Origin of the sequence: Streptomyces sp. NPDC002588, assembly GCF_040295925.1 — a bacterium.
Taxonomy (GTDB): Bacteria; Actinomycetota; Actinomycetes; order Streptomycetales; family Streptomycetaceae; genus Streptomyces.
Window position 1 is genome coordinate 1 of sequence record NZ_JBEOWF010000072.1, and the last position, 18,081, is coordinate 18,081.

General features: G+C 69.4%; 15 protein-coding genes and 1 pseudogene. 6 read left to right on the plus strand and 10 right to left on the minus strand.

Translation table 11 applies throughout. The features are described from left to right. The first annotated feature begins 310 nt into the window (after positions 1–310). The 4 genes and pseudogenes from ABT057_RS46545 (at position 311) to ABT057_RS46560 (ending at position 4,868) form a co-directional block, all read left to right on the plus strand. Positions 311–1,563, plus strand: a pseudogene (locus ABT057_RS46545) (IS256 family transposase). A 12-nt stretch (positions 1,564–1,575) separates the two neighbouring features. Beyond that, positions 1,576–1,887 carry a hypothetical protein gene (locus ABT057_RS46550; RefSeq protein WP_352351000.1) on the plus strand — a complete coding sequence of 104 codons (312 nt, stop codon included), beginning with the start codon at positions 1,576–1,578 and terminating at the stop codon, positions 1,885–1,887. A gap of 126 nt (positions 1,888–2,013) precedes the next feature. After that, positions 2,014–3,417 (plus strand): hypothetical protein, encoded by a 1,404-nt coding sequence (locus tag ABT057_RS46555; RefSeq protein WP_352351002.1) that lies wholly within the window; start codon positions 2,014–2,016, stop codon positions 3,415–3,417. A gap of 191 nt (positions 3,418–3,608) precedes the next feature. Further along, positions 3,609–4,868 (plus strand): AlbA family DNA-binding domain-containing protein, encoded by a 1,260-nt coding sequence (locus tag ABT057_RS46560; RefSeq protein ID WP_352351004.1) that lies wholly within the window; start codon positions 3,609–3,611, stop codon positions 4,866–4,868. Between the two features lie 126 nt (positions 4,869–4,994). On the opposite strand, the gene ABT057_RS46565 is transcribed toward ABT057_RS46560, so the two are convergent. Continuing rightward, a complete protein-coding gene (locus tag ABT057_RS46565; protein ID WP_352351006.1) occupies positions 4,995–6,722 on the minus strand; it encodes a hypothetical protein in 1,728 nt (575 codons plus the stop codon). A gap of 84 nt (positions 6,723–6,806) precedes the next feature. Between ABT057_RS46565 and ABT057_RS46570 the strand changes: the two genes are divergently transcribed. Beyond that, complete coding sequence (locus tag ABT057_RS46570) at positions 6,807–8,165, plus strand: AlbA family DNA-binding domain-containing protein (protein WP_352351008.1); 1,359 nt, start codon at positions 6,807–6,809, stop codon at positions 8,163–8,165. A gap of 320 nt (positions 8,166–8,485) precedes the next feature. Here the strand turns inward: ABT057_RS46570 and ABT057_RS46575 are convergent, their stop codons facing one another. The 3 genes from ABT057_RS46575 to ABT057_RS46585 form a co-directional block, all read right to left on the minus strand. Further along, positions 8,486–9,259: a hypothetical protein gene (locus ABT057_RS46575; protein ID WP_352351010.1), complete on the minus strand. Its 774-nt coding sequence runs from the start codon at positions 9,257–9,259 to the stop codon at positions 8,486–8,488. A gap of 97 nt (positions 9,260–9,356) precedes the next feature. Then, complete coding sequence (locus ABT057_RS46580; RefSeq protein ID WP_352351012.1) at positions 9,357–10,502, minus strand: hypothetical protein; 1,146 nt, start codon at positions 10,500–10,502, stop codon at positions 9,357–9,359. Positions 10,503–10,640: 138 nt separating this feature from the next. After that, positions 10,641–11,339: a hypothetical protein gene (locus tag ABT057_RS46585; protein ID WP_352351014.1), complete on the minus strand. Its 699-nt coding sequence runs from the start codon at positions 11,337–11,339 to the stop codon at positions 10,641–10,643. A gap of 175 nt (positions 11,340–11,514) precedes the next feature. Here ABT057_RS46585 and ABT057_RS46590 point away from each other — a divergent pair, with 175 nt between their 5' ends. Continuing rightward, positions 11,515–11,760: a hypothetical protein gene (locus ABT057_RS46590; RefSeq protein WP_352351016.1), complete on the plus strand. Its 246-nt coding sequence runs from the start codon at positions 11,515–11,517 to the stop codon at positions 11,758–11,760. Positions 11,761–11,885: 125 nt separating this feature from the next. Here the strand turns inward: ABT057_RS46590 and ABT057_RS46595 are convergent, their stop codons facing one another. From ABT057_RS46595 to ABT057_RS46620, 6 genes are all read right to left on the minus strand, one after another. Then, positions 11,886–13,457 carry a putative type IV secretion/conjugal transfer ATPase gene (locus tag ABT057_RS46595; RefSeq protein WP_352351018.1) on the minus strand — a complete coding sequence of 524 codons (1,572 nt, stop codon included), beginning with the start codon at positions 13,455–13,457 and terminating at the stop codon, positions 11,886–11,888. A gap of 27 nt (positions 13,458–13,484) precedes the next feature. Further along, a complete protein-coding gene (locus tag ABT057_RS46600; RefSeq protein WP_352351020.1) occupies positions 13,485–13,937 on the minus strand; it encodes a DUF6238 family protein in 453 nt (150 codons plus the stop codon). Positions 13,938–13,971: 34 nt separating this feature from the next. Continuing rightward, a complete protein-coding gene (locus ABT057_RS46605; protein WP_352351023.1) occupies positions 13,972–15,444 on the minus strand; it encodes an SCO6880 family protein in 1,473 nt (490 codons plus the stop codon). A gap of 144 nt (positions 15,445–15,588) precedes the next feature. Further along, a complete protein-coding gene (locus ABT057_RS46610; RefSeq protein ID WP_352351025.1) occupies positions 15,589–16,980 on the minus strand; it encodes an SCO6881 family protein in 1,392 nt (463 codons plus the stop codon). 27 nt (positions 16,981–17,007) lie between these two features. Next, a complete protein-coding gene (locus tag ABT057_RS46615; protein WP_352351027.1) occupies positions 17,008–17,697 on the minus strand; it encodes a hypothetical protein in 690 nt (229 codons plus the stop codon). Beyond that, positions 17,697–18,005: a DUF6112 family protein gene (locus ABT057_RS46620; RefSeq protein ID WP_352351029.1), complete on the minus strand. Its 309-nt coding sequence runs from the start codon at positions 18,003–18,005 to the stop codon at positions 17,697–17,699. The genes ABT057_RS46615 and ABT057_RS46620 overlap by 1 nt, the downstream gene beginning before the upstream one ends. Positions 18,006–18,081 lie beyond the last annotated feature (76 nt).

Consider the following 18,081-nt stretch of genomic DNA (forward strand, 5'->3'; position numbering starts at 1 on the left):
CCGGCAGCCCGAACACCCGGCGGTCCTCCGCGGCCACCGGGCACACAGTCATGTCCACACCCACCCTGACCTGGTGATATTTACGCGTCAGAGTCGCTCACTGGAGCAGAAGACCCCCTTGGGGCCAGGCGCGGGATATCAGCTGTTCAACAACGCTGTGAGGTACGAGTCACGTGGTAGTCGGCTGCGAGCAATGCTCAAGACCTGTGGATCGGCCCCGGGTTGGACGCGAAGGGCGTACCTTCCCGGGTGATCGATTGACTGGAATCGAGTAGGCCGACGTTGGCCCGTCGGCTGGGAAGGCACGCCCATGCTCACGGTAGTCACCGAGGACGGCTCGACGCGAGGCGGCTCCCTGATCGACGAGATCGTCCGGGAGGGCGCCAGGCGGATGCTGGCCGCCGCGCTGGAGGCCGAAGTTGACGCCTACATAGCTGAGTTGGCCGACGAGAAGGACGAGCGCGGGCGGCGACTCGTGGTCCGCAACGGACACCACCAGCCCCGGAACGTGACCACCGCGGCCGGGACGGTCGAGGTCAAGGCTCCACGCGTTAACGACAAGCGCATCGACGAGGAGACGGGCGAGCGCAAGCGGTTCTCCTCGGCAATCCTGCCGCCCTGGGCAAGGAAGTCCCCGAAGATCAGCGAGGTGTTGCCGCTTCTCTACCTGCACGGCCTGTCCAGCGGCGACTTCGTGCCCGCGCTCAAGCAGTTCCTCGGCTCCTCCGCCGGCCTTTCCCCGGCCACCGTGACCCGGCTGACCACCCAGTGGCAGGCCGACCACAAGGCGTTCGGCGAGCGCGACCTGTCCGCCACGGACTACGTCTACGTCTGGGCCGACGGCATCCACCTGCGCATACGCCTGGAAGAGGCCAAGGCCGCCGTCCTGGTCGTGATGGGCGTGCGCGCGGACGGCACCAAGGAACTGATCGCCATGGCCGACGGCTACCGGGAATCCGCGGAGTCCTGGGCGAGCCTGCTGCGGGATGCCGCCCGGCGGGTATGCGCGCTCCCGTCCTCGCCGTCGGCGACGGCGCCCTCGGCTTCTGGAATGCGCTTCACGAGGTCTTCCCCGAAACCCGTCACCAAAGGCGTTGGGTTCACAAGACGGCCAACGTCCTCGACAGCCTGCCCAAGTCGGCCCAGCCCGCAGCGAAGAAGGCCATCCAGGACATCTACAACGCCGAGGACAAGGAGCACGCGGCCAGGGCAGTCAGGGTGTTCGAGAAGCAGTACAAGGCGAAGTTCCCCAAAGCCGTCAAGAAGATCACGGATGATGAGGCTGAGCTGCTGGCCTTCTACGACTTCCCCGCCGAGCACTGGATCCATCTGCGGACCACGAACCCGATCGAGTCGACCTTCGCAACCGTGCGGCTGCGGACGAAGGTCACCAAGGGTGCCGGCTCCCGCGCGGCCGCCCTGGCAATGGTGTTCAAGCTCGTCGAGTCCGCCCAGGCACGATGGCGGGCCGTCAACGCACCCCACCTCGTCGCCCTGGTGAGGGCCGGAGCCCGCTTCGAACGCGGCGAGCTCCTCGAACGCCCCGAGACGCTCGCGGCATAAGGTCAGGCCACCATGACCGACTACGACACCAGCACACACACCACGAGTGAACTGGTCCGCCTCGTCACCGGCCACCTCGATGTGGTCTTCACCGAGCGCGAAAGTGACTACCGGGGTGTCTACCACCTCGCCCAGGGCACTTACGGACGTATCGAGATCCAGCAGAACGCCATCCCCGGCGATGACGGCCAGGACCTTTACACCCCGAAACACCCGGCGGTCCGGGTCCTCTTGCTCACCAACACCCCCGCCCCAAAGCCCACCCTGCACACCCGCCTGGGCACCATCCAAAGTCTCGTGCACCTGGGCCGCGAATCATGGTGAGCCGCTGCTGACCCACAACTCTTGACAATTACTCCGGCTGCTGCTCGAACGATGGTTGGTCGCTACTGGTTCCGCTGCTGGAAAACTGCTGCCCACATGCGACTGAGGCCGCTACGTTCAGGCTGTATGAGCAAGCATCTCTCCCTGCGTAAGGCCGTGTTGGAGTGGCTCGAGTACGCAGGCGGTCTGTCCCCGACACCCCAGTCCATCGTGACACTGATGCTCCAGCCCCACTGGGAGGACGTAGAGACAGCAGTGGCCGCCGCAGCGCCTAAAGAAGAGCACCCCGACCTCTACGCCAAGGTCGATGGAGACTGGGTCCCGAACTCCCTAACCCTGTTGGAGGAGTCGGGACTGGCTGAGGCGGCACGTCTGATTGCCCAGGGCGTGCCGGTCCCCGTCTCTGAGGTCGCGGACAGCTTCGTCACCTTCTGCACTGGCCCGGCACCGGTCCCCGAGCGATGGCTGCTCCTCAACGGCACCTTCCCACAGGGAACACGGATTCCGCTGGGGCGGTACACCTTGCAGACCTTCACTGCGGACGAGCTCCGTCAGACGGTCCCGATGCCGGCGCTGAACGTCGTGCAGCGCCGGAGCCGCGATCTCGACCTGATCACCGGCGCACCGTTCCTCCATGTTCCTGATCCCGGCCGTTCGGTCACGCGTCGTCCGACCTGGTTCGACTTCACCGGCCCGCGTGCGGAAGCCCAGCACTGGCAGGCACTCCTTCCTCTGATGCTGTGGGACAGCGAACTTCTCCGGGTGGACTCGGTCTTCACCGTCGCGCGCGGACGCCGCTTCGATCTGAACCCCAGAGGCGTGCCGACGACCATCCAGATCTATGAAGGCCGATACGGGAGAGAGGAGGAGGTTGAGATCCGCGACACCGGAGACTTCCATGTCCCGGCGGCATATCTTCCGGCCCTGGCTGACTTCTGCACCGCGATCTCGGCGAAGATCGACGCGGTCATGGCAGGAGCGACCCACGAGCGGCGCATCCTCAACCGGCGCGCTCGGCGACTCGAACGCGCAGCCCGTCACCTCCTGGCCGCTTATCAGCGCACCTATAACGACGACGGCGTCTGGGAGGTGGAGGCCGACGAACTGCACCTCAACTACGTCATCGCCCTGGAAGCCCTGCTGATCAGCCCCGACGACAAACACGAGGGCATCGCCGAAAACATTCGCTCCCGCGCGTCTGCGTTGTTCCTCGGCCCTGACCACCAGAAGAAGGTCATGGCCATTGTCCAACGTGCCTACAAAGCCCGATCCATCTACGTGCATGGCGACGTGATCAAGGATCAGACAGAAGAGGCGAAGCTGAAAGAGCTGCGAACTCTCCGGCTCCTCACCCTGCAGGTCATCCTGCGCTGGCTCGTCTTGACCCCTTCCGACACCGAGGACCTCGCGCACCTGCTCGATGCCGCCGTCCAAGACACAGGTCGCGAAAACCGCATTGGCCAGTCCCTGCGCGCCTTTTTCACCACCACCCCGCCACGCAACCGGCCCGCCGACATCACCGCCACCTGACCCTGTGGGAAGCCGCCCGCAGCAAGGGGAGCAGCCTCGGCAGCCTTTGGTGCAGAGCGGGCCGCTGGGGCCTCATGCTGGTCGGCGCCCACGCTCCCGCTTACCCGCCCCGGCGTAGCCTGCTCGGGAGCACGGGCCGTGACGATGCGCCTGGTTCGGCTCCACACGCTACGGAGAGAGGCAAGCCGGGCATGGCGAACAACGGGCAGACGGACACGGCCGTACTGGTGGCGATGCTCAGCGAGCGCGCCGCCGTGAACGTCCGGCTGGCACTGGTCGCGGACGCACAGCAATGGCAACTGCATCATGGCCAGGTCACCTTGGACGACGACACACCGGTGAAGGAGCGGGCCTGGCGCTACAGCACGGCGAGCTTCCTGGAACTGCGTCTGCCCGGCCCGACGGTCGCCGCGCTGTTGCGGGGCGACGAACAGGACATCCACGGTCTCCACGTCGTCGTCCCCGGCCCGCTGCCCTCCAGCGCCTCCATCTCTCGCCTGCGTGGTCAGCAAGAGTGGGACCGGGTGACCACGCCGTGGCCGCGTACCGAGTGGACCATCAACCGGGACGCCAACACGCTCCAGCCTGGCCACGACCTGCTGGTCGGGGACGGCCCCTCTTTCCTGAACTTCAACCATGCCCTGAGGGCTTTCCTCCACCAGCGCCCCCACGACAGCAACGCGGGCCGCTCGGACCTGTGGCGCGTCGTCCTGCCGCAGCGTGCGGGCTGGCTTTCACAGATCACCATCGGGCCCGACCTGCTGACGGCCGTCGTCGACGGCGAGGCCCTGGACGGCGCGGTACTTGAGCTGAGCTGGGGGGCAGGCAACGAGCGTCAGTCCGTCGACGGCGCAGGCGCCTACCGCTTCGAATTGCCCCACGGGCTTGCGCACGACAGCCTGCTGATGCTCCGCCACGCGGAGCAGTGGCTGGACTGGCGCCACTTCCCGGCTCCCACGTACGGGCGCGCCCGCGATGCCTCGGTCGTCTGGGAGCAGCCCGGCCCGGAGCTGGAGCTTCTCCTTGCGAACGGAGAGGGAAAGCACCTGGAGTGTACACAGGAAGTCCCGGAGGGCGACTCTCGGAAGCAGATGCTCAAGACCATCGCCGCCTTCGCCTCGCAGGACGGCGGCACTGTCCTGATCGGCGTCCAGGACGACCTGCAGATCGTGGGCCTGCCCGAGGGATCGAACGTCGATAAGCAGGTGCTCCAGGTCGTCGGCATGATTAGGGACCACCTGGAGCCGGTGCAGTCCTACGAGTCACGCGTGATCGACCACGACGGCAAGAAGGTCCTCGCCATCGAGGTTTCCGGTAGGGGCCAGATGCACGCCTACCGCAACGGAGCGCGCCCCGAGTTCTACGTCCGCATCGGCCCGAACACGGTGCCCGCACGTCACCATGAGATCGCCGCCGGATTCCTGCAGACTCCGACTGCCACAACGTTCTGAGAGCTGCCGCACCGGCGTCAGCGCGCACCGACCGCGCCGAGACACACTGGTGCGGTCGACATCGTGATCACTAGTCGTCGGGGGTGCTGCCCACCCGAGAGTGTGTTCCAGGAACGATGTGGCGTGCTAGCTGGGGTCGGTGTAGCCGTCCAGCCCCAGAGGGGTGGGAACCAGGGGGCGGCCGTCGTCGGGAGTGTCGGCGAGGTAGAGCCGGTAACTCATGTCGTTGGCGGGGCGCAGGGTGACTTTGGTGCCCGCGCCCTGCCCGGTGGTCAGGGCGCGCAGGGCTTCCTGGCCGTTGTCGGCGCGCAGTTGGGTGTGGAACAGGTGCACGGGCCCAATGTCGAGGGTGCGCCCGCCGACGGTGACCTCGAAGCCGGGCGGACTGACGCGCATGCACTGGGGGTGGTCACCGAGTACGGCGCGTAGAGCCGGATGGTCTTGGCCGTTGAGCGTGAACGTGAGGGTTCGGGCGAAGGGATACGCCGCACAGTGGCCCTCCACGACCAGCCGCGCGATCCGGACCTGGATGCGTTCGACGGCGGTGTACGTCAGTGGCGTGGGGAAGTAGTTCTCGCAGTGCCGCTGCAGGACATCCCAGTCCGACAGGTACAGCAGCAGGTGCTCGACTTCGCGCAGCTGGTCCGGGGTGCCGCTTGGCGCCAGCGTGCCGGCACCGGCGTTGCTACCGTTGACGCTGAGGCGGAACGCTCCACCGCGCAGAAGCCGCTGGCACAGTCGCATGATCTTCAGCGCCTCCGCAGGCTCGCGGCCTTCCAGATCGAAGGAGTATCTGAGCGTGCCGGCGGCGGTGTCGTCGAAGGGCAGCATCATCTGGAGTCGGGTACCGTGGATGTCGGTGTCGACCGAGGCACCCAACCCCCCGGAGCCGACGTTGTTCAGCTGCCCGGTGTAGCGGGCGGCCACGCCGCCGTCGGAGTCCAGGAAGGCTACCTCGACGGGGGTTCCGACGGGTGCAGACGTCGGTGCGGGTTTCCAGAGCACCTCGACGTCGGTGACGGTCCGTGATAGCCACGAGGGGCCGTCGATGGTCAGGCATTCCACTGCCTCAGAGGGCAGCGCGACGTCTTCGGCAGTTCCGAACCCGAGCGTGCGGGTGATGGCCGCGGTGAGGTCGGTGCTCATCGCACCCGGGCGGCCGACCAGACGCAGGGAGATTGGGCTGACTTCGTGGGCCCGGGAATGCTTGGCGCGCAGCGTCTGAATGACAGTGTGGCCGTGCCGCTGGAAGTCCCAGGTCCAATCGGGGTCCACGGTGTCGGCCCGGCCGCCCAGGGCCCGGACACGGTCGACGAGATCGTCCGCGCCCAGCAGCATGGCCTTCTCCTGGCTGAAGTCCTTGGCTGCCTCGCGCAACAGGTCGCGGGTGAAACTGGCTTCCAGGTCTGAGTGGGCGGCGAAGTGACAGTCCAGGTCAGAGCGGTCGAGCATGGAGACCTTCACCGCCTTGCCATCGGCGAGCTTGTTGACGAAGGCCCGCTCGGACGTCGTCAGTGTGCATGGCACCACCAGCGTCCATTCCACCGGCTTGTGGGCCATGGCCCGGCTGAACGACTTCTTGATCGAAGTGCGGCGGCCCTTGAGCGAACCGGGGAAGCCATCCGGGTGGTACTTCAGCTGGAAGATTCGCAGACCAACGTCAGTGGTGACCTGGACGTCGATGCCATCGTCGCCACCACGCCCATTGACCACGATCACCTGCCCGGTGTCATCGAACTTCCGGTGCAGCAGCGCCTCGACATGCCGGTCAAAAGCCGGCTGCCCGATGCGGTCCCACTCGATTGCCACGTCGCTCGCCTCCCTCAGCATCGTCACACGCCGGTACGACAACATGGCGGAACGCTATGCGCGAGTTCTTGCTGGTGGATCTGCTTAATCCTGTGACAGACAGGGGCGGTTCGGGCAGCATCTGGCGTCATGGTTGCTCTTCGCTCCCGCCGTCTGGAGGGGCTCTTCGGGGTCCGGCTGGACGCGGTCTCGCACACTCAGATCGCAGCCCTGAAGACGAACGCGGTCTCCGAGTCCTACGATCTGGAATTCAAGGGGGAGCTCTACGGCGGCAACGACAAGGCCAAGCGGGACCTGGCCGGTGACGTGGCGGCTCTGGCCAATACCGCTGGCGGAGTCCTCCTGCTCGGAGTTGCCGAAGACGACCAGGCCCGGGCGACGGAGCTACCCGGGGTCGCGCTCAGCGACGCTGAGGTGCTGCGGATCCGCAACATCGTGGCCGACCAGGTCCACCCCTTGCCCACCTTCGACGTCAAGCAGATCGAGGACCCGGACAAACCCGGCCACGGGATTCTGATGATCGCGGTGCCTCGCAGCCCCTCCGCTCCGCACGGAGTCCTGGTCAACGAGGGCTTGCGCTACCCCCGCCGGAACGGCGCCAGCATCATCTACCTGATGGAGGCCGAAGTGGCCGCCGCCTACCAGGACCGTTTCGCCCGTCGCCAGTCCCGCCACGACGACCTGCTCCGCTACGAACGTGACCTGATCGGCCGCCTGGACGTGAGCGACCAAACGTACGTCGTTGTCACCCTGGTCCCAGACCTCAGCGGGGACTTCACCCTCGACACCAAGGCCCTGCGCGCCTTCCAGCAAGAGACCCGGGACAAGGACCTGCTCGTCATCCCGCGCGGGGCATACGTTCGCCACGTTACGGTAGGTAGCCGCCGTTTGATGGCGCACGGCGGCTCCGAGCCCGCGATGGCCAAATGGATCGCGTGCGAGCTCCACCAGAGCGGCGCCGGCACCTTCGCCGCCCTCGCCGCCAACCGCACCGACCTCGCCCGGCCCGGCCAGGTGGACGAGAACACCACCGTCAGCCGGATCGAAGACGAGGACCTGGTCCTCGACATCTGGTCCGGACTCCGCCTCTTGGCTCGCCATGCACGGGACCGAGCTGCCGCAGGAGGCACCGCCACAGTCCGCGTGACCATCGTGCCCGTCAACACCGACCTTCCGGCCGAGCTGCGCCACCCTCGCGGACATGCCAACTTCGGCGGCAGCCTTGGCACCCACCAGGTGACCGAGTCACCGCAAGCGACGTCCGTCTTCGACATCGACGACCTCGCCGAAGACGGACCTGGCTTGATCGCGGCCGCCTCTATTCTCGCAGCTGGCCTGATCCAGCACTTCGGCTACCCGGAAACCCTCCAGATGACCACTGACGGCGTCATCCGGACCAAATACTGGAGTTCACAGCGCTACGGCCCTGGCGTGCAGCAGTGGGCCACCCAGGCCAACGTCGACATGACGGACGACACCGTCGATTGAGCACCTCTGTCGCGAATCATGAGGATGGCAGCTAATGATCGTGACGTTGCGTCAGGCTCGTTGGAACGTCCCGCCCGTGTTCCCCAGGAGCCCGATGTGCCCCTCCAGCCTTACTCCGGAGACGAGATCCCGTCGCTGACCGCCCGTGTTGCCCCCGTGGCCAACCCCAGGGGCACCACCGCGATGTGGATCTGCAACCGCCTCGATGGCCTCTGGAGTGACGAGGACTTCACCGCCTGGTACCCGCGTGACGGCCGCCCTCTGGGTGATCTGCCAAAGAGTTTTCACGGCCATGGGAACTGCTTCTTAAGAGAGTTGGGTCAGCGGTTGCGGGAGAACGCGATGCGCGGGTCCACCGGGCGGGCCGCCGGGGCGGAGGCGCCTGGCACGGCCACCGGCGCCTTACCCGGCAGGCCGGCGCGGGCGGGACTGGCGGCGAGCGCGGCGGCGCTCATGGGGAGCTTCTGAGTGGTGAAGCCCTGATCGCGCTGGTGGCGCGCTGCCGTCGTAGGCGCGGGTGAGTGGCGCGCGGCAATGTCCTGGGCCAGGAGGGGCTGCACGGCCACCTGGAGGCCGGCCCGGTGCATCGCCAGCGTGGCGGTGGCGACCTTGCCGAGCGCCTCGCTGCGGTGCGTGGTGATGGGCAGCGTGTAGATGTCCAGGCCTGGGTTGTGTCGCCAGCCGTGCTCTTCCAGGATGAGCGGGCCGCCGAGAGCAGAGGAACCGTCGGCGGTGGCGGCGACCACACCGAGCCGCGGGTGCTCGGCGAACGCGACGTCCGGCTCAACGTGCGGGGGCCGGTCGGGGGCTGGCGCTGGTCCGGAGGCCGGCGAGGGGTCGAGCGCGGCGTCCACGTCGACCCGGTATCCGGCCTTGCGTAGCAGCGAGACGGCCCGGGTGGCGCGGCCCTGCCCGTCACGCTGCTGGTTGGCTAGCGCGTACAGGTTGGGGTGATCGGGGACGGGGTGGAAGTCGAATCCCTTCAACATCCAGGTGCTTGCCGCCAGTTGCTTGGGGCTGGCGGCGACGATGCCGAAGTCGGGGTGGCAGCCGACCGCGATGTCGGGAAGCGGGTCGTGCTCGGGGGTGGGCATGGCGGATCCATCCGATGGGCGCAGGGGGTGCTGGGCGGTCGCGGGCAGGGACGGTTCTGCTGATGCGGGACATGGCGGGCTCCAAGCTGGGCGGCGGTCAGCGACCGGGTGCGGATGAGGGCCGGGCGGGAGGCGGGGAGGGAGGTGCGGCTGAAGTTGACGGCGGCGCGGCTGGGGTCGTGCGCCGTGGGGTCGGCGAGACCGCGAGAGCAGCGGCGACCCGGGACGCCGCCGGTTCCTCCGGGGCGACCTGGTCCACCCGGGCCTGGAGCCTGCCGGGGTGGTCGGTGTGCCGGTCGGCCAGTACGCCGCGCATGGACCGAGTGTCCAACGCGTAGGCGTCGAGCTTCTGGGCGATGTAGCGCAGCCGGTTCGCGTAGTGGGGATCGGAGGGTTCGCCCAGGCCTTCCCACCAGTCGGCCGTTGTGTTGAGGGACTCCACGACGCGCTGGAGAACGCCGTCACCGGGAGCGGTCAGCTCGCTCAGTGCGGCGACGACCTCGCCCGTGTGCGCCGCCGACCGGATGGACTGGGGCAGGTGGCCGAGCCGGTCGCCGAGGCTGAGCCCCTGATCGCCAGGAGGCGGCAGGCTGGGGTCGAGGAGGCCGGGATCGCACGAGACGTCGAAGCCCTCGGCCTGAAGCATGTCGACGGCCCGGGTCACCATCTGTCGCTGCTCGACCGGGTCGGTCACGGCGGAGGGCAGCCGGTGGAAGCGCTCGCGGAACAGCACGACGGGGACGAAGCCCGCACGGTGGAGCACCGCGCCGGCGCTGCTCTCCTGGGCAGGTCGCCGCGGTTCCGGTCGGGGCGGCAGGCCGAGCTGGTCCAGGCGGGTGTCGATGGCGGTGAGCAGGCGGGGGATGCTGCCGCCGTGTCGGGCGTGGGGACCGTCGGGCTCCGAGTCGTAGATCACTTCGTGGAGCGTGGAGTCGTCGGGATGCCCGCGGGTCACCAACCAGCTCTCCGGATACCCGGGTGGGTGGTCGGTGGGCGGTTCCTGGGGCGGAGAGATGATCAGGGCGCTGCCGTCGGGAAGTTCGGCGTGGACGACGTGGTCGCTGAGGCCGTACTCGACGGTGCAGGACAGTCCGCGCTGCCGAAGCGGCGTGGTCAGGTGGCTGTAGGGGTGGTCATGCTCCGACGTGCCAGCGGCGGCTTTCTGGATGAAGGGTTCGCTGGTGCGCGCCGTGATGCGTGTGCCCTCGCGTTGGAGGGTGACCAGGGTCTGATCGGGGCGCATGTGGGCTTCTCCGTGGCCGGCCGTCCCCAGCGGTCGACGCGGCGGGAAGCCGCAGCCGGGCGGGGATAGTAGGGGGGCGTTCGTCGAGGATCCGGCGATCGGACGGTTTGGCCTCGCCGGAGGTCGGTGCTAGAGGCTTCAGCGCGAGCGGCGCACGGCAGGAGGGTCGGACGGCGCCGAGGCGGGCGGCGAAGCGGCAGAGGCACCGTGCTGGCCGGAGGCAGACCGGGCCAGGGCCGCCTGGACACGCCCGGTGTGCGCGGACCGGTCATCGCCGATCCGGTCGGTCAGGTGATCGGCAGCCCTGGCCAACGCCGCTCCGCTGTAGCTGAGTTCGTCTGCGTAGTGCCATCCTTCGGAGTTGCGGATCTCGCGGGCTCGTTCCTCGTAGAGCTCCCGCGACCCGGGCATGGACCCCTCCATGAGCGCGATGACCTGGTCCCACTCGCGGCGGATCTCGCCCACTCGCGCCAGTTCGGAGTCGATCCCGCGCAGGCGCAGCAGGTCGGCGCTGATCGGGCTGTCAAGGTAGTCGGCCGGTTGCGCGGCGGCCCGGACACTGGCGAGGACTTCGGGGCCGTGGGCCAGGAAGGTCTCGACGTGTTCCCAGGCGGCGGCGTCCCGGGTCACCTTGCCGTCGGCGTAGCCGGTCTCGTCGACGGGCCAGCCGTCCTTGTCGCAGTACGAGTCGGAGACCGCGTCCCACTGGTCCGAAGCCTGCCTGATGCCGTCAGCGGCGGAGGCCAGCGCCTGGACATGCGCTCGCCATGTCGCCCGTTCGTCGGCGTCTTGCGGCTGGCAGTCAGGGGTGGCGGAGGAGGCGGGAGAGGTAGGCATGGTCGTTACTCGTTTCTGTACGGGTGCCTCACCGTGAACGCGGCAGCGAGCGCGTGACGGATGGTGGGACAGGAGATGGAGCGTCGTTCCGCTGGCCGGGGGAAGTTCCCCGGGCCGACGCCGCCGGCGAGAGACGGGCTGCTGCTGCCGCTTGGTGCGCCCGGGAGCGGATCTCGTGGTCGACGTTCTCCGCGACGAGATGCAGCTCCTCGCCGAGGTCGGTCAACCGGGAGGCGATGGCGTCCAACTCGGACGCGCTGCTTCGGGCACCGTGGACGCGACACCACTCGGAGGCGGTTTCGAGCATCTGATGCAGGCGGGCCACCGCGCCGAAGTCCTCTGTGACGGCCTCGCGGAACAGGTCGGTGAACTCCTCGGTCCGGGCTGCGGCGAGGCGGTCGTTCCCGTCAGTTGCCGGTGAGCCGCCGTCCGGACTCGTGGCCGGGTCGGCCGTCGGGTGGCGCTGAAGCGGGGCGGCATCCTCGACCGCACCGAACCGGAGACCAGGGACGAGCCCGGACCGGGAACCCGAGACCCCACGGGGGCTCACTGCCGCGCCTCCCTGCTCGGTCCAGGAACTGAGGACCCGTCAGTTGCGGTGAACTCGCGGGGGTCTGCATGCATCCGGGCGTCTGTGTCGAACAGTTCGCGCTCGGCCGGATGCAGGATGTGCTGGGTGATGAAGCTCCGACCTGCGACTTTCCATAGGCCACGGCCCTTGGTCAGGGCGGACACGGCCTGGGTTTCGATACCGGTCAGGCCGAGCAGCGACGCGGCTGCGGCGAGCTGGTCGGGCTCCTGGCGGTAGATGATGCGGGTGGAGCAGTCGGCGAGGAGGCCCTCGGCCAGCACCCGGCCGCGCGAGCCGGCGTCGCCCGCGCTCAGCAGATCGCTGAGGCGGTGGATGACCATCAGGTTGGCGATGCCGAGCCCTCGGCTGAGCTTCCACTGGCTCTGCATGCGCTCCAGCAGGCCGACGTGCCTCATCACGCGCCATGCCTCGTCGTAGATCACCCAGCGTCGGCCGCCGTCCGGGTCGGCGAGCGCGGACTCCATCCAGGCGCTCGCGCAGGTCATCGCGAGGACCAGCGCGGTGTCGTCGCCCGAGCCGCCGAGGCGGGAGAGGTCGATGGACAGCATCGGGGTGGTCGGGTCGAAGGCGACGGTCGAGGGCGCGTCGAACATGCCGCTCAAGTCGCCGTGGACCAGACGGCGCAGGGCATGCGCGAGGTCCTGCGCGGCGGGCCCCATGCGCCCGGCCTGGTCGCCGAGAGCCCGGTCGAGGCGCTCGGGCGCGCCGAGGGTGTGCGCGATCTCGCCGAGCAGGGGCACGGTGCCGCCTGCCTCGGCTTCGGTGACGACCAAGTCCAGCGCGAGATCGAGGGCCGTGTGTTCCATCGGCTGGAGATCGCGCTTCAGTACGGTGCGCGCGAGGCCGGCCAGGAGCAGGAGGCGGCGCTTGCGGACCTCCGTTGACCAGTCGTTCTCGCTCACCGAGGCGGGCCGAGCAGGGGCATCCAGGGGGTTCAGCCTGCCAGGAAGCCCCGGCCCCAGTGCGATGCTGTAGCCGCCGAGAGCCTGCGCGACGGCCGTCCACTCGCCCTTGGGGTCGCAGGGCACGTAGACCCGGTAACCGTGGGCGATCGCCCGGGTGGCGATGGACTTGGCCAGCGCGGACTTGCCCATGCCGATGATTCCGGCCAGGACCGCGTTGGGGTTGGTGAAGCCCTCGACCCGGCCGCTGCTGTACAGCGAGAACGGGTCGTAGCAGAACGCGGCCTCCGCGTGGACGTCGCGGCCGATGAAGATGCCCTCCGCGCCCAGGCCACCCTCGGCGAGGAACGGATAGGCCCCGGACACGGTGGCGGTGGTCATCCGGTGGGCGGGCAGGCTGAGCTTGCCACCGCGTGCCGAGGCCGGGCCGGGGCGTCCGGACGGCGGATAGGTCGGCCGCAGCTCCGGGTCGAGGGTCTCCTCGTCGCGGCGCCTGGGAGGGGCTTCGGCGAGGCGGGCCTGGCGCCGGGCCTCGGCGAAACCGGCTCGGGCGGCGCGCTGCTCGGCCCGCGTTGCCTTGCGGGGGACGAACAGGTGGGAGGCGCTGGCGCGGGTACGGGGCATGAACGATTCTCCAGACGGAAGGCAGGGTCAGTGGCGGACGAGGCCGGTGAACGGAGCGTGGAGGTCGGCCGGGGTGGTGCGGCGTCGGACCAGGTGCGCGGTGCGCTGGTGGCGCTGGCAGATGGTCAGCTCCGGTGCGCCTTCCGGCAGGCCGGCCTGGCACGCCTCGCGGTCGGGGACCTCACCGGAGCCGGGCCGGGGGGCCGCGTGGTAGGCGGCGTGGACGTGGTCGGCGGCCTGCCAGATCCGGGTGCGGGCGGCGCTGAGCTGGTTGCCCTCGATCGGCACGAGCTGGCCCGTTCGGGCGGCGTGGGCATCGAGCAGGCCGTGCAGCGAGACGAGGTGGGCGTGCAGGGCGTCCAGTTCGGCGCGGGTGGTGACGAGAGGACCGCCTGGCACGTTGAGCGCGCGGTGGAAGTCGAGCGCGGCGGTGGCGAAGGGCACGAAGTCCTGCGCGGTCGGGCTGGCGGTGCGGGACATGGCGGTGCTCTTTCGGAAGGGAGGAGGGCCGGCATCAGACGGCGAGGGCGAGCGGCACGGCGGCGGCGGTGAACGCCTCGGCCTGCTGCCAGGTCAGCGGCCGGAGGTCGAGCTGGGCGCCGACCGCCGCGGTCTCCACGACCGCGCAGGCGGAACGAAGCTCCTCCTCGGAGTCGGCCGAGACGGTCAGCAGGCCGGTCAGGGCGACATCCGCGTGGCCCGCGATGAGCTGGCGCTCCCGGGACTTGATGTCCTGGTACTCGATGGAGTCCGCTTCGGAGTCGACCTGGCCACGCCGTGCCCGCTCGGCTGCGTCCGCGATCACACTGGCCTTCTTGCGCTGGACATCACGCAGTGCGGCGTCCAGCCCCTTCGGCTCGTACGACAGCGACAGGGTCCGCCGCACCCCGGCGGTGAACAGAAGCTGGTGCAGGAAGCCCGCCGACGTCTCGGTGCGGGGCCAGTTCTCCACCCAGTACGTGGCGTGGACGGCGGAGTCGGTCGCGATGTGGTCCGCCTTCTCGACGACCACGACCGGGCCGGCCGCGGCTCCGTCGGCCTCGGGGCGCCCGGAGGAGGACCAACGGTCCAGCGCGGAAAGGGCCTTGGGGTCGTACGCCGTTCGTACGACTGCCGCGATCTCGCGGGCGGTGAGCCAGCCGGTGGGGTTGAGCCCGGCGGTGCGCGCGGCCTGGTCGAAGGTCGAGGTCAACTGCGCCAAGACGCTGAAGGACCCGGTCAGACCGCCACCGGCCTGGTTGATCAGGCGTCGCGCGGCCTTGGCGTCCAGCGAGACCGCGACGTACGCCTCGTGCGGAGCAGCGGCCGGGCCGGCGCTCTGGATCAGCTCGCTGTAGACCTCGCCGGCCACCGGGGCATCGGGCCGGCCGTGCTCCTCCCAGTACCGGCGCAGGGCGTCGCCGGAGTCCGGCACGGTGCGCTCGATCACCTGGATCCGGGCGACCTGGCCGGTGCGGGCCAGCGCGGCGAGGGCACGGCCCCAGCCGTTGACGTTGGCGTTCTGGGTGCCCGGGTCGAGCAGCGCGTAGGCGCGGGAGGACACCTTGACGACGGCGGTCAGCGTGCCGGCGTGGGGGTCGTGGACCGCGCCGTACCGGCGGTCGGGTGCGGTGACCACGCGCAGGCTGGCTGCGGTACCGGGCAGGTGGAGGAGTCCTTCGCGGACCGGGCGGCGGGAGGGGCGAACGAGCCAGACCAACTGGCCCCGCATCCGGCGGAGCACGTACCGGATGACGATCGGCGCCCAGTCGGCCAGGGCCCGGCCCCGGTAGCGAACGAAGACGAGCAGGGCGATGGCGGCCCACAGCGGGATGAGTTCGAGAGCGCCGACCACGCCACGGGCGAGGATCACGGCGAGCAGGAGCAGGCCGGTGAGGCTCACGACGATCAGCTGCGGGGCGGTCAGGCCGAGCAGGATGCCGCGCCTGCTGCGGTGCGGGAACTTCACGGTGGCCGTGATGGCTTCGGCCTGGCGGTTGTCAGACATGGAGGTTCCAGACGGTGGGAGCGGGCGGAAAGGGGCGGAAGGCGCGGCGCGCTCTTCTGGAGGTCATGACCGGACTCTTTCGGGGTGTTCGAGGGGAAGGGGGGCGGGCTGGAGGGAAGCAGCCCGCCCCCGGGTGGTGGTGGGTCAGGACCCCGACGGCGGCTGGTCGGGGTAGACCCAGCTCGTCGGCGTCGGGGAGCCGGTCGCCGACGGACCGATGGAGGGCGGCGGTGGTGCGGCGGGACCAGCGGGCGGAGCGGCACCTACGCGGGTCAAGCTGCCGCCCGGAATCGACGCGCCAGCGGGCTGAGGGGCGGAGAGAGCGCCCTCGGAGCCCCCTGCTTCGCTGTCGGCAGGCCGTGTGATCAGCGCGGGGATGCCGGGGCGCTGGACCAGGGCGCGGCCCTTGTCGCCGGAGGCGTTCGGGTCCTCGCCGTACCGGAAGCGGGTCTGCGGCTTCGGAGGTCCGGCGTCGATGCCCTCCTTGCTCAGGGTGCCGCCGGTGGGGTTGATGCCGGAGGCGACACCGTCGCTGCCCGCGCCGGGGACCTTGCTCGGCCCCTGCGGAGCGGGAGTGCCGGTGCTGGCCTGCATCGCGAGGCTGCCCGCGGTCTTCGCCGCGCCTGCGGCGACCGCCATGCCGGCGACGCCGGTACGGTGCAGGTCGTCGTGTCCGCCGCCGTCACTCGCCCAGTGGACGAACTTGTAGGTGGCGTACGGGCAGAGCAGGACCAGGACCATCACGACGATGCCGGCCATCGCGTCGGAGAGGGCGGCCATGCCGTCCGTGGCGTCGGACTTGCCCATGGCCGAGACGCCGATCAGGAAGACCACGGTCATCAGCAGTTTTGACACGACCAGGGTGGCGGTTGCCTCGATCCACCCCCTCCGCCAGCGCTTGGCGACCTCCCAGCCACCACCGGCTCCGGCGAAGACGGCGAGGGCGACCATGATCAGGACGCCGACCTTGCGGGCGACCATCACGCCCCAGTACATGAACGCGCCGATCGCGCAGCCGAAGGCGACCAGGGATGGGATGGTCCAGCCGAGGGCGTACATCGGCCCCAACTGGTTGACCTTGATGACGCGGCGGATCGCGTCGTCCACCGAGCTGTTGGCGGCTTGGAACAGGCCGTCGGACAGGGCGTCGACCACCGTGATGGCGACGGAGGCGAAGGCGACGGCGCAGAAGGAGAAGAGGACGCCGGTCATCGTGCCGATCGCGGCTTGGGCGAGTGCGCGTTCGTCCCGTCGCCAGGCCGCGAGCATCAACTGGATGCAGAACGTGCCGACGGTCAGGGCGAGACCGATGGGCAACAGCAGCTCGTAGTTGTCCCGGAACCAACCGGCGTTGAGATCGATGGCAGTGGTCTCGTTGACGGCCCTGGCGGCGAGATCGGCCGCGCTGGCGGCCATCTCACCCGCTGACTTCGCGATCCACGCCCCGATGCCGTCGGTGACGGTCCCTGCGGGGTTGGTGGCGAAGTCGACGGCGCCGCAGACCTTGTCCATCAGCGGAAAGTCGCAGACTCCCATGGAAGTACCTCCTTTCTCGGTTGGGGTTCAGGGAGCGACGGCCGACAGGACACCGGCCAGGGCGCAGGGACGGGAGGGACGGCACTGGACCGCGAGGGTGGTGACGCGGTTCTCGGCGCCGCCGTGCGACGAGCCCTTCCAGGCGATCGACTGTTTGCCGGAGACCGTCACGGCGTAGACGTACGCGGTGGTGATCGCCCCGGGGTCCGCCTGCAGGGCCTGGGTGAACGAGTCGGGGAAGTGCGCCTCGTTCACCTTGGCGGTGGCGAACTGGCCGTTGGCGGCCATCTCCTTCCACAGCACGCGTGAGGGGACGAGCGCGTCGACCGAGGCGGTGTCGGCGTACTTCTTCTCGCTGGTCAGCCACCCGCGCAGGGCAGCCAGCAGCTCGCGCTGGGAGTAGGCGCGGGTGTCGTAGGACCACAGCGCCGCGGCTGCCGCCTTGCCGAACTTGATCGGATCGTGCGTGGACGGGGGAACGGGCAGGGCGCTGCGGCTCCCGTTCGGTGGCCACGAGGCGGAGGCCAAAGCGGTCGGGGAGGAGGGGGAAGCCGAACTCACCTGTGGTGCAGGAGCCTTGGAGGAGGTCCTGCCGTCGCGGGTGAGGTAGGCGGCCAGGCCGACGAGGGCGACGAGCACCACCAGGACAGCGGTGCCGAGCAGCGCCCGGCGGCGCACGCGAGACGCGCCGCCGGGGTCCGTGGAACGGGGAGACATCAGTGGACCTGGCTCCCCAGCGTGCTGAAGAACGCCACCACACCGTTCGCGGCACCCAGCAGGAGGGCCGCGCCAGCGCTGACCAGCACGCCCTTCTTGCCGTTGGCCTCGGCCTGGTGGCCGCCGGAGTGGTGGCCCCACGCCCACACGCCCGCGCTGACGGCGAGCGCGCCGACCACGGCGATGATCCCGAAGAGGTTCAGCGAGCCCATCACCTGCTTGAGGACCGACAGACCCGGCAGCCCGCCCTCGTTCGGTTTGATCCCAGGGTCGTAGGCGAGCTGGACGACCTTGTCGGCGAGGTACATGATTGCGAACTCCAGTTCGATTTATTGCATGCCGAAGCCCGAGAGGGCGAAATGCCAGTGCAGGAAGGGGGAGGGA

Coding starts and splice junctions, on each gene's coding strand:
- ABT057_RS46550 (WP_352351000.1), top strand. CDS start 1,576: ATGACCGACTACGACACCAGCACACACACCACGAGTGAACTGGTCCGC.
- ABT057_RS46555 (WP_352351002.1), top strand. CDS start 2,014: ATGAGCAAGCATCTCTCCCTGCGTAAGGCCGTGTTGGAGTGGCTCGAG.
- ABT057_RS46560 (WP_352351004.1), top strand. CDS start 3,609: ATGGCGAACAACGGGCAGACGGACACGGCCGTACTGGTGGCGATGCTC.
- ABT057_RS46565 (WP_352351006.1), bottom strand. CDS start 6,722: ATGTTGTCGTACCGGCGTGTGACGATGCTGAGGGAGGCGAGCGACGTG.
- ABT057_RS46570 (WP_352351008.1), top strand. CDS start 6,807: ATGGTTGCTCTTCGCTCCCGCCGTCTGGAGGGGCTCTTCGGGGTCCGG.
- ABT057_RS46575 (WP_352351010.1), bottom strand. CDS start 9,259: ATGCCCACCCCCGAGCACGACCCGCTTCCCGACATCGCGGTCGGCTGC.
- ABT057_RS46580 (WP_352351012.1), bottom strand. CDS start 10,502: ATGCGCCCCGATCAGACCCTGGTCACCCTCCAACGCGAGGGCACACGC.
- ABT057_RS46585 (WP_352351014.1), bottom strand. CDS start 11,339: ATGCCTACCTCTCCCGCCTCCTCCGCCACCCCTGACTGCCAGCCGCAA.
- ABT057_RS46595 (WP_352351018.1), bottom strand. CDS start 13,457: ATGCCCCGTACCCGCGCCAGCGCCTCCCACCTGTTCGTCCCCCGCAAG.
- ABT057_RS46600 (WP_352351020.1), bottom strand. CDS start 13,937: ATGTCCCGCACCGCCAGCCCGACCGCGCAGGACTTCGTGCCCTTCGCC.
- ABT057_RS46605 (WP_352351023.1), bottom strand. CDS start 15,444: ATGTCTGACAACCGCCAGGCCGAAGCCATCACGGCCACCGTGAAGTTC.
- ABT057_RS46610 (WP_352351025.1), bottom strand. CDS start 16,980: ATGGGAGTCTGCGACTTTCCGCTGATGGACAAGGTCTGCGGCGCCGTC.
- ABT057_RS46615 (WP_352351027.1), bottom strand. CDS start 17,697: ATGTCTCCCCGTTCCACGGACCCCGGCGGCGCGTCTCGCGTGCGCCGC.
- ABT057_RS46620 (WP_352351029.1), bottom strand. CDS start 18,005: ATGTACCTCGCCGACAAGGTCGTCCAGCTCGCCTACGACCCTGGGATC.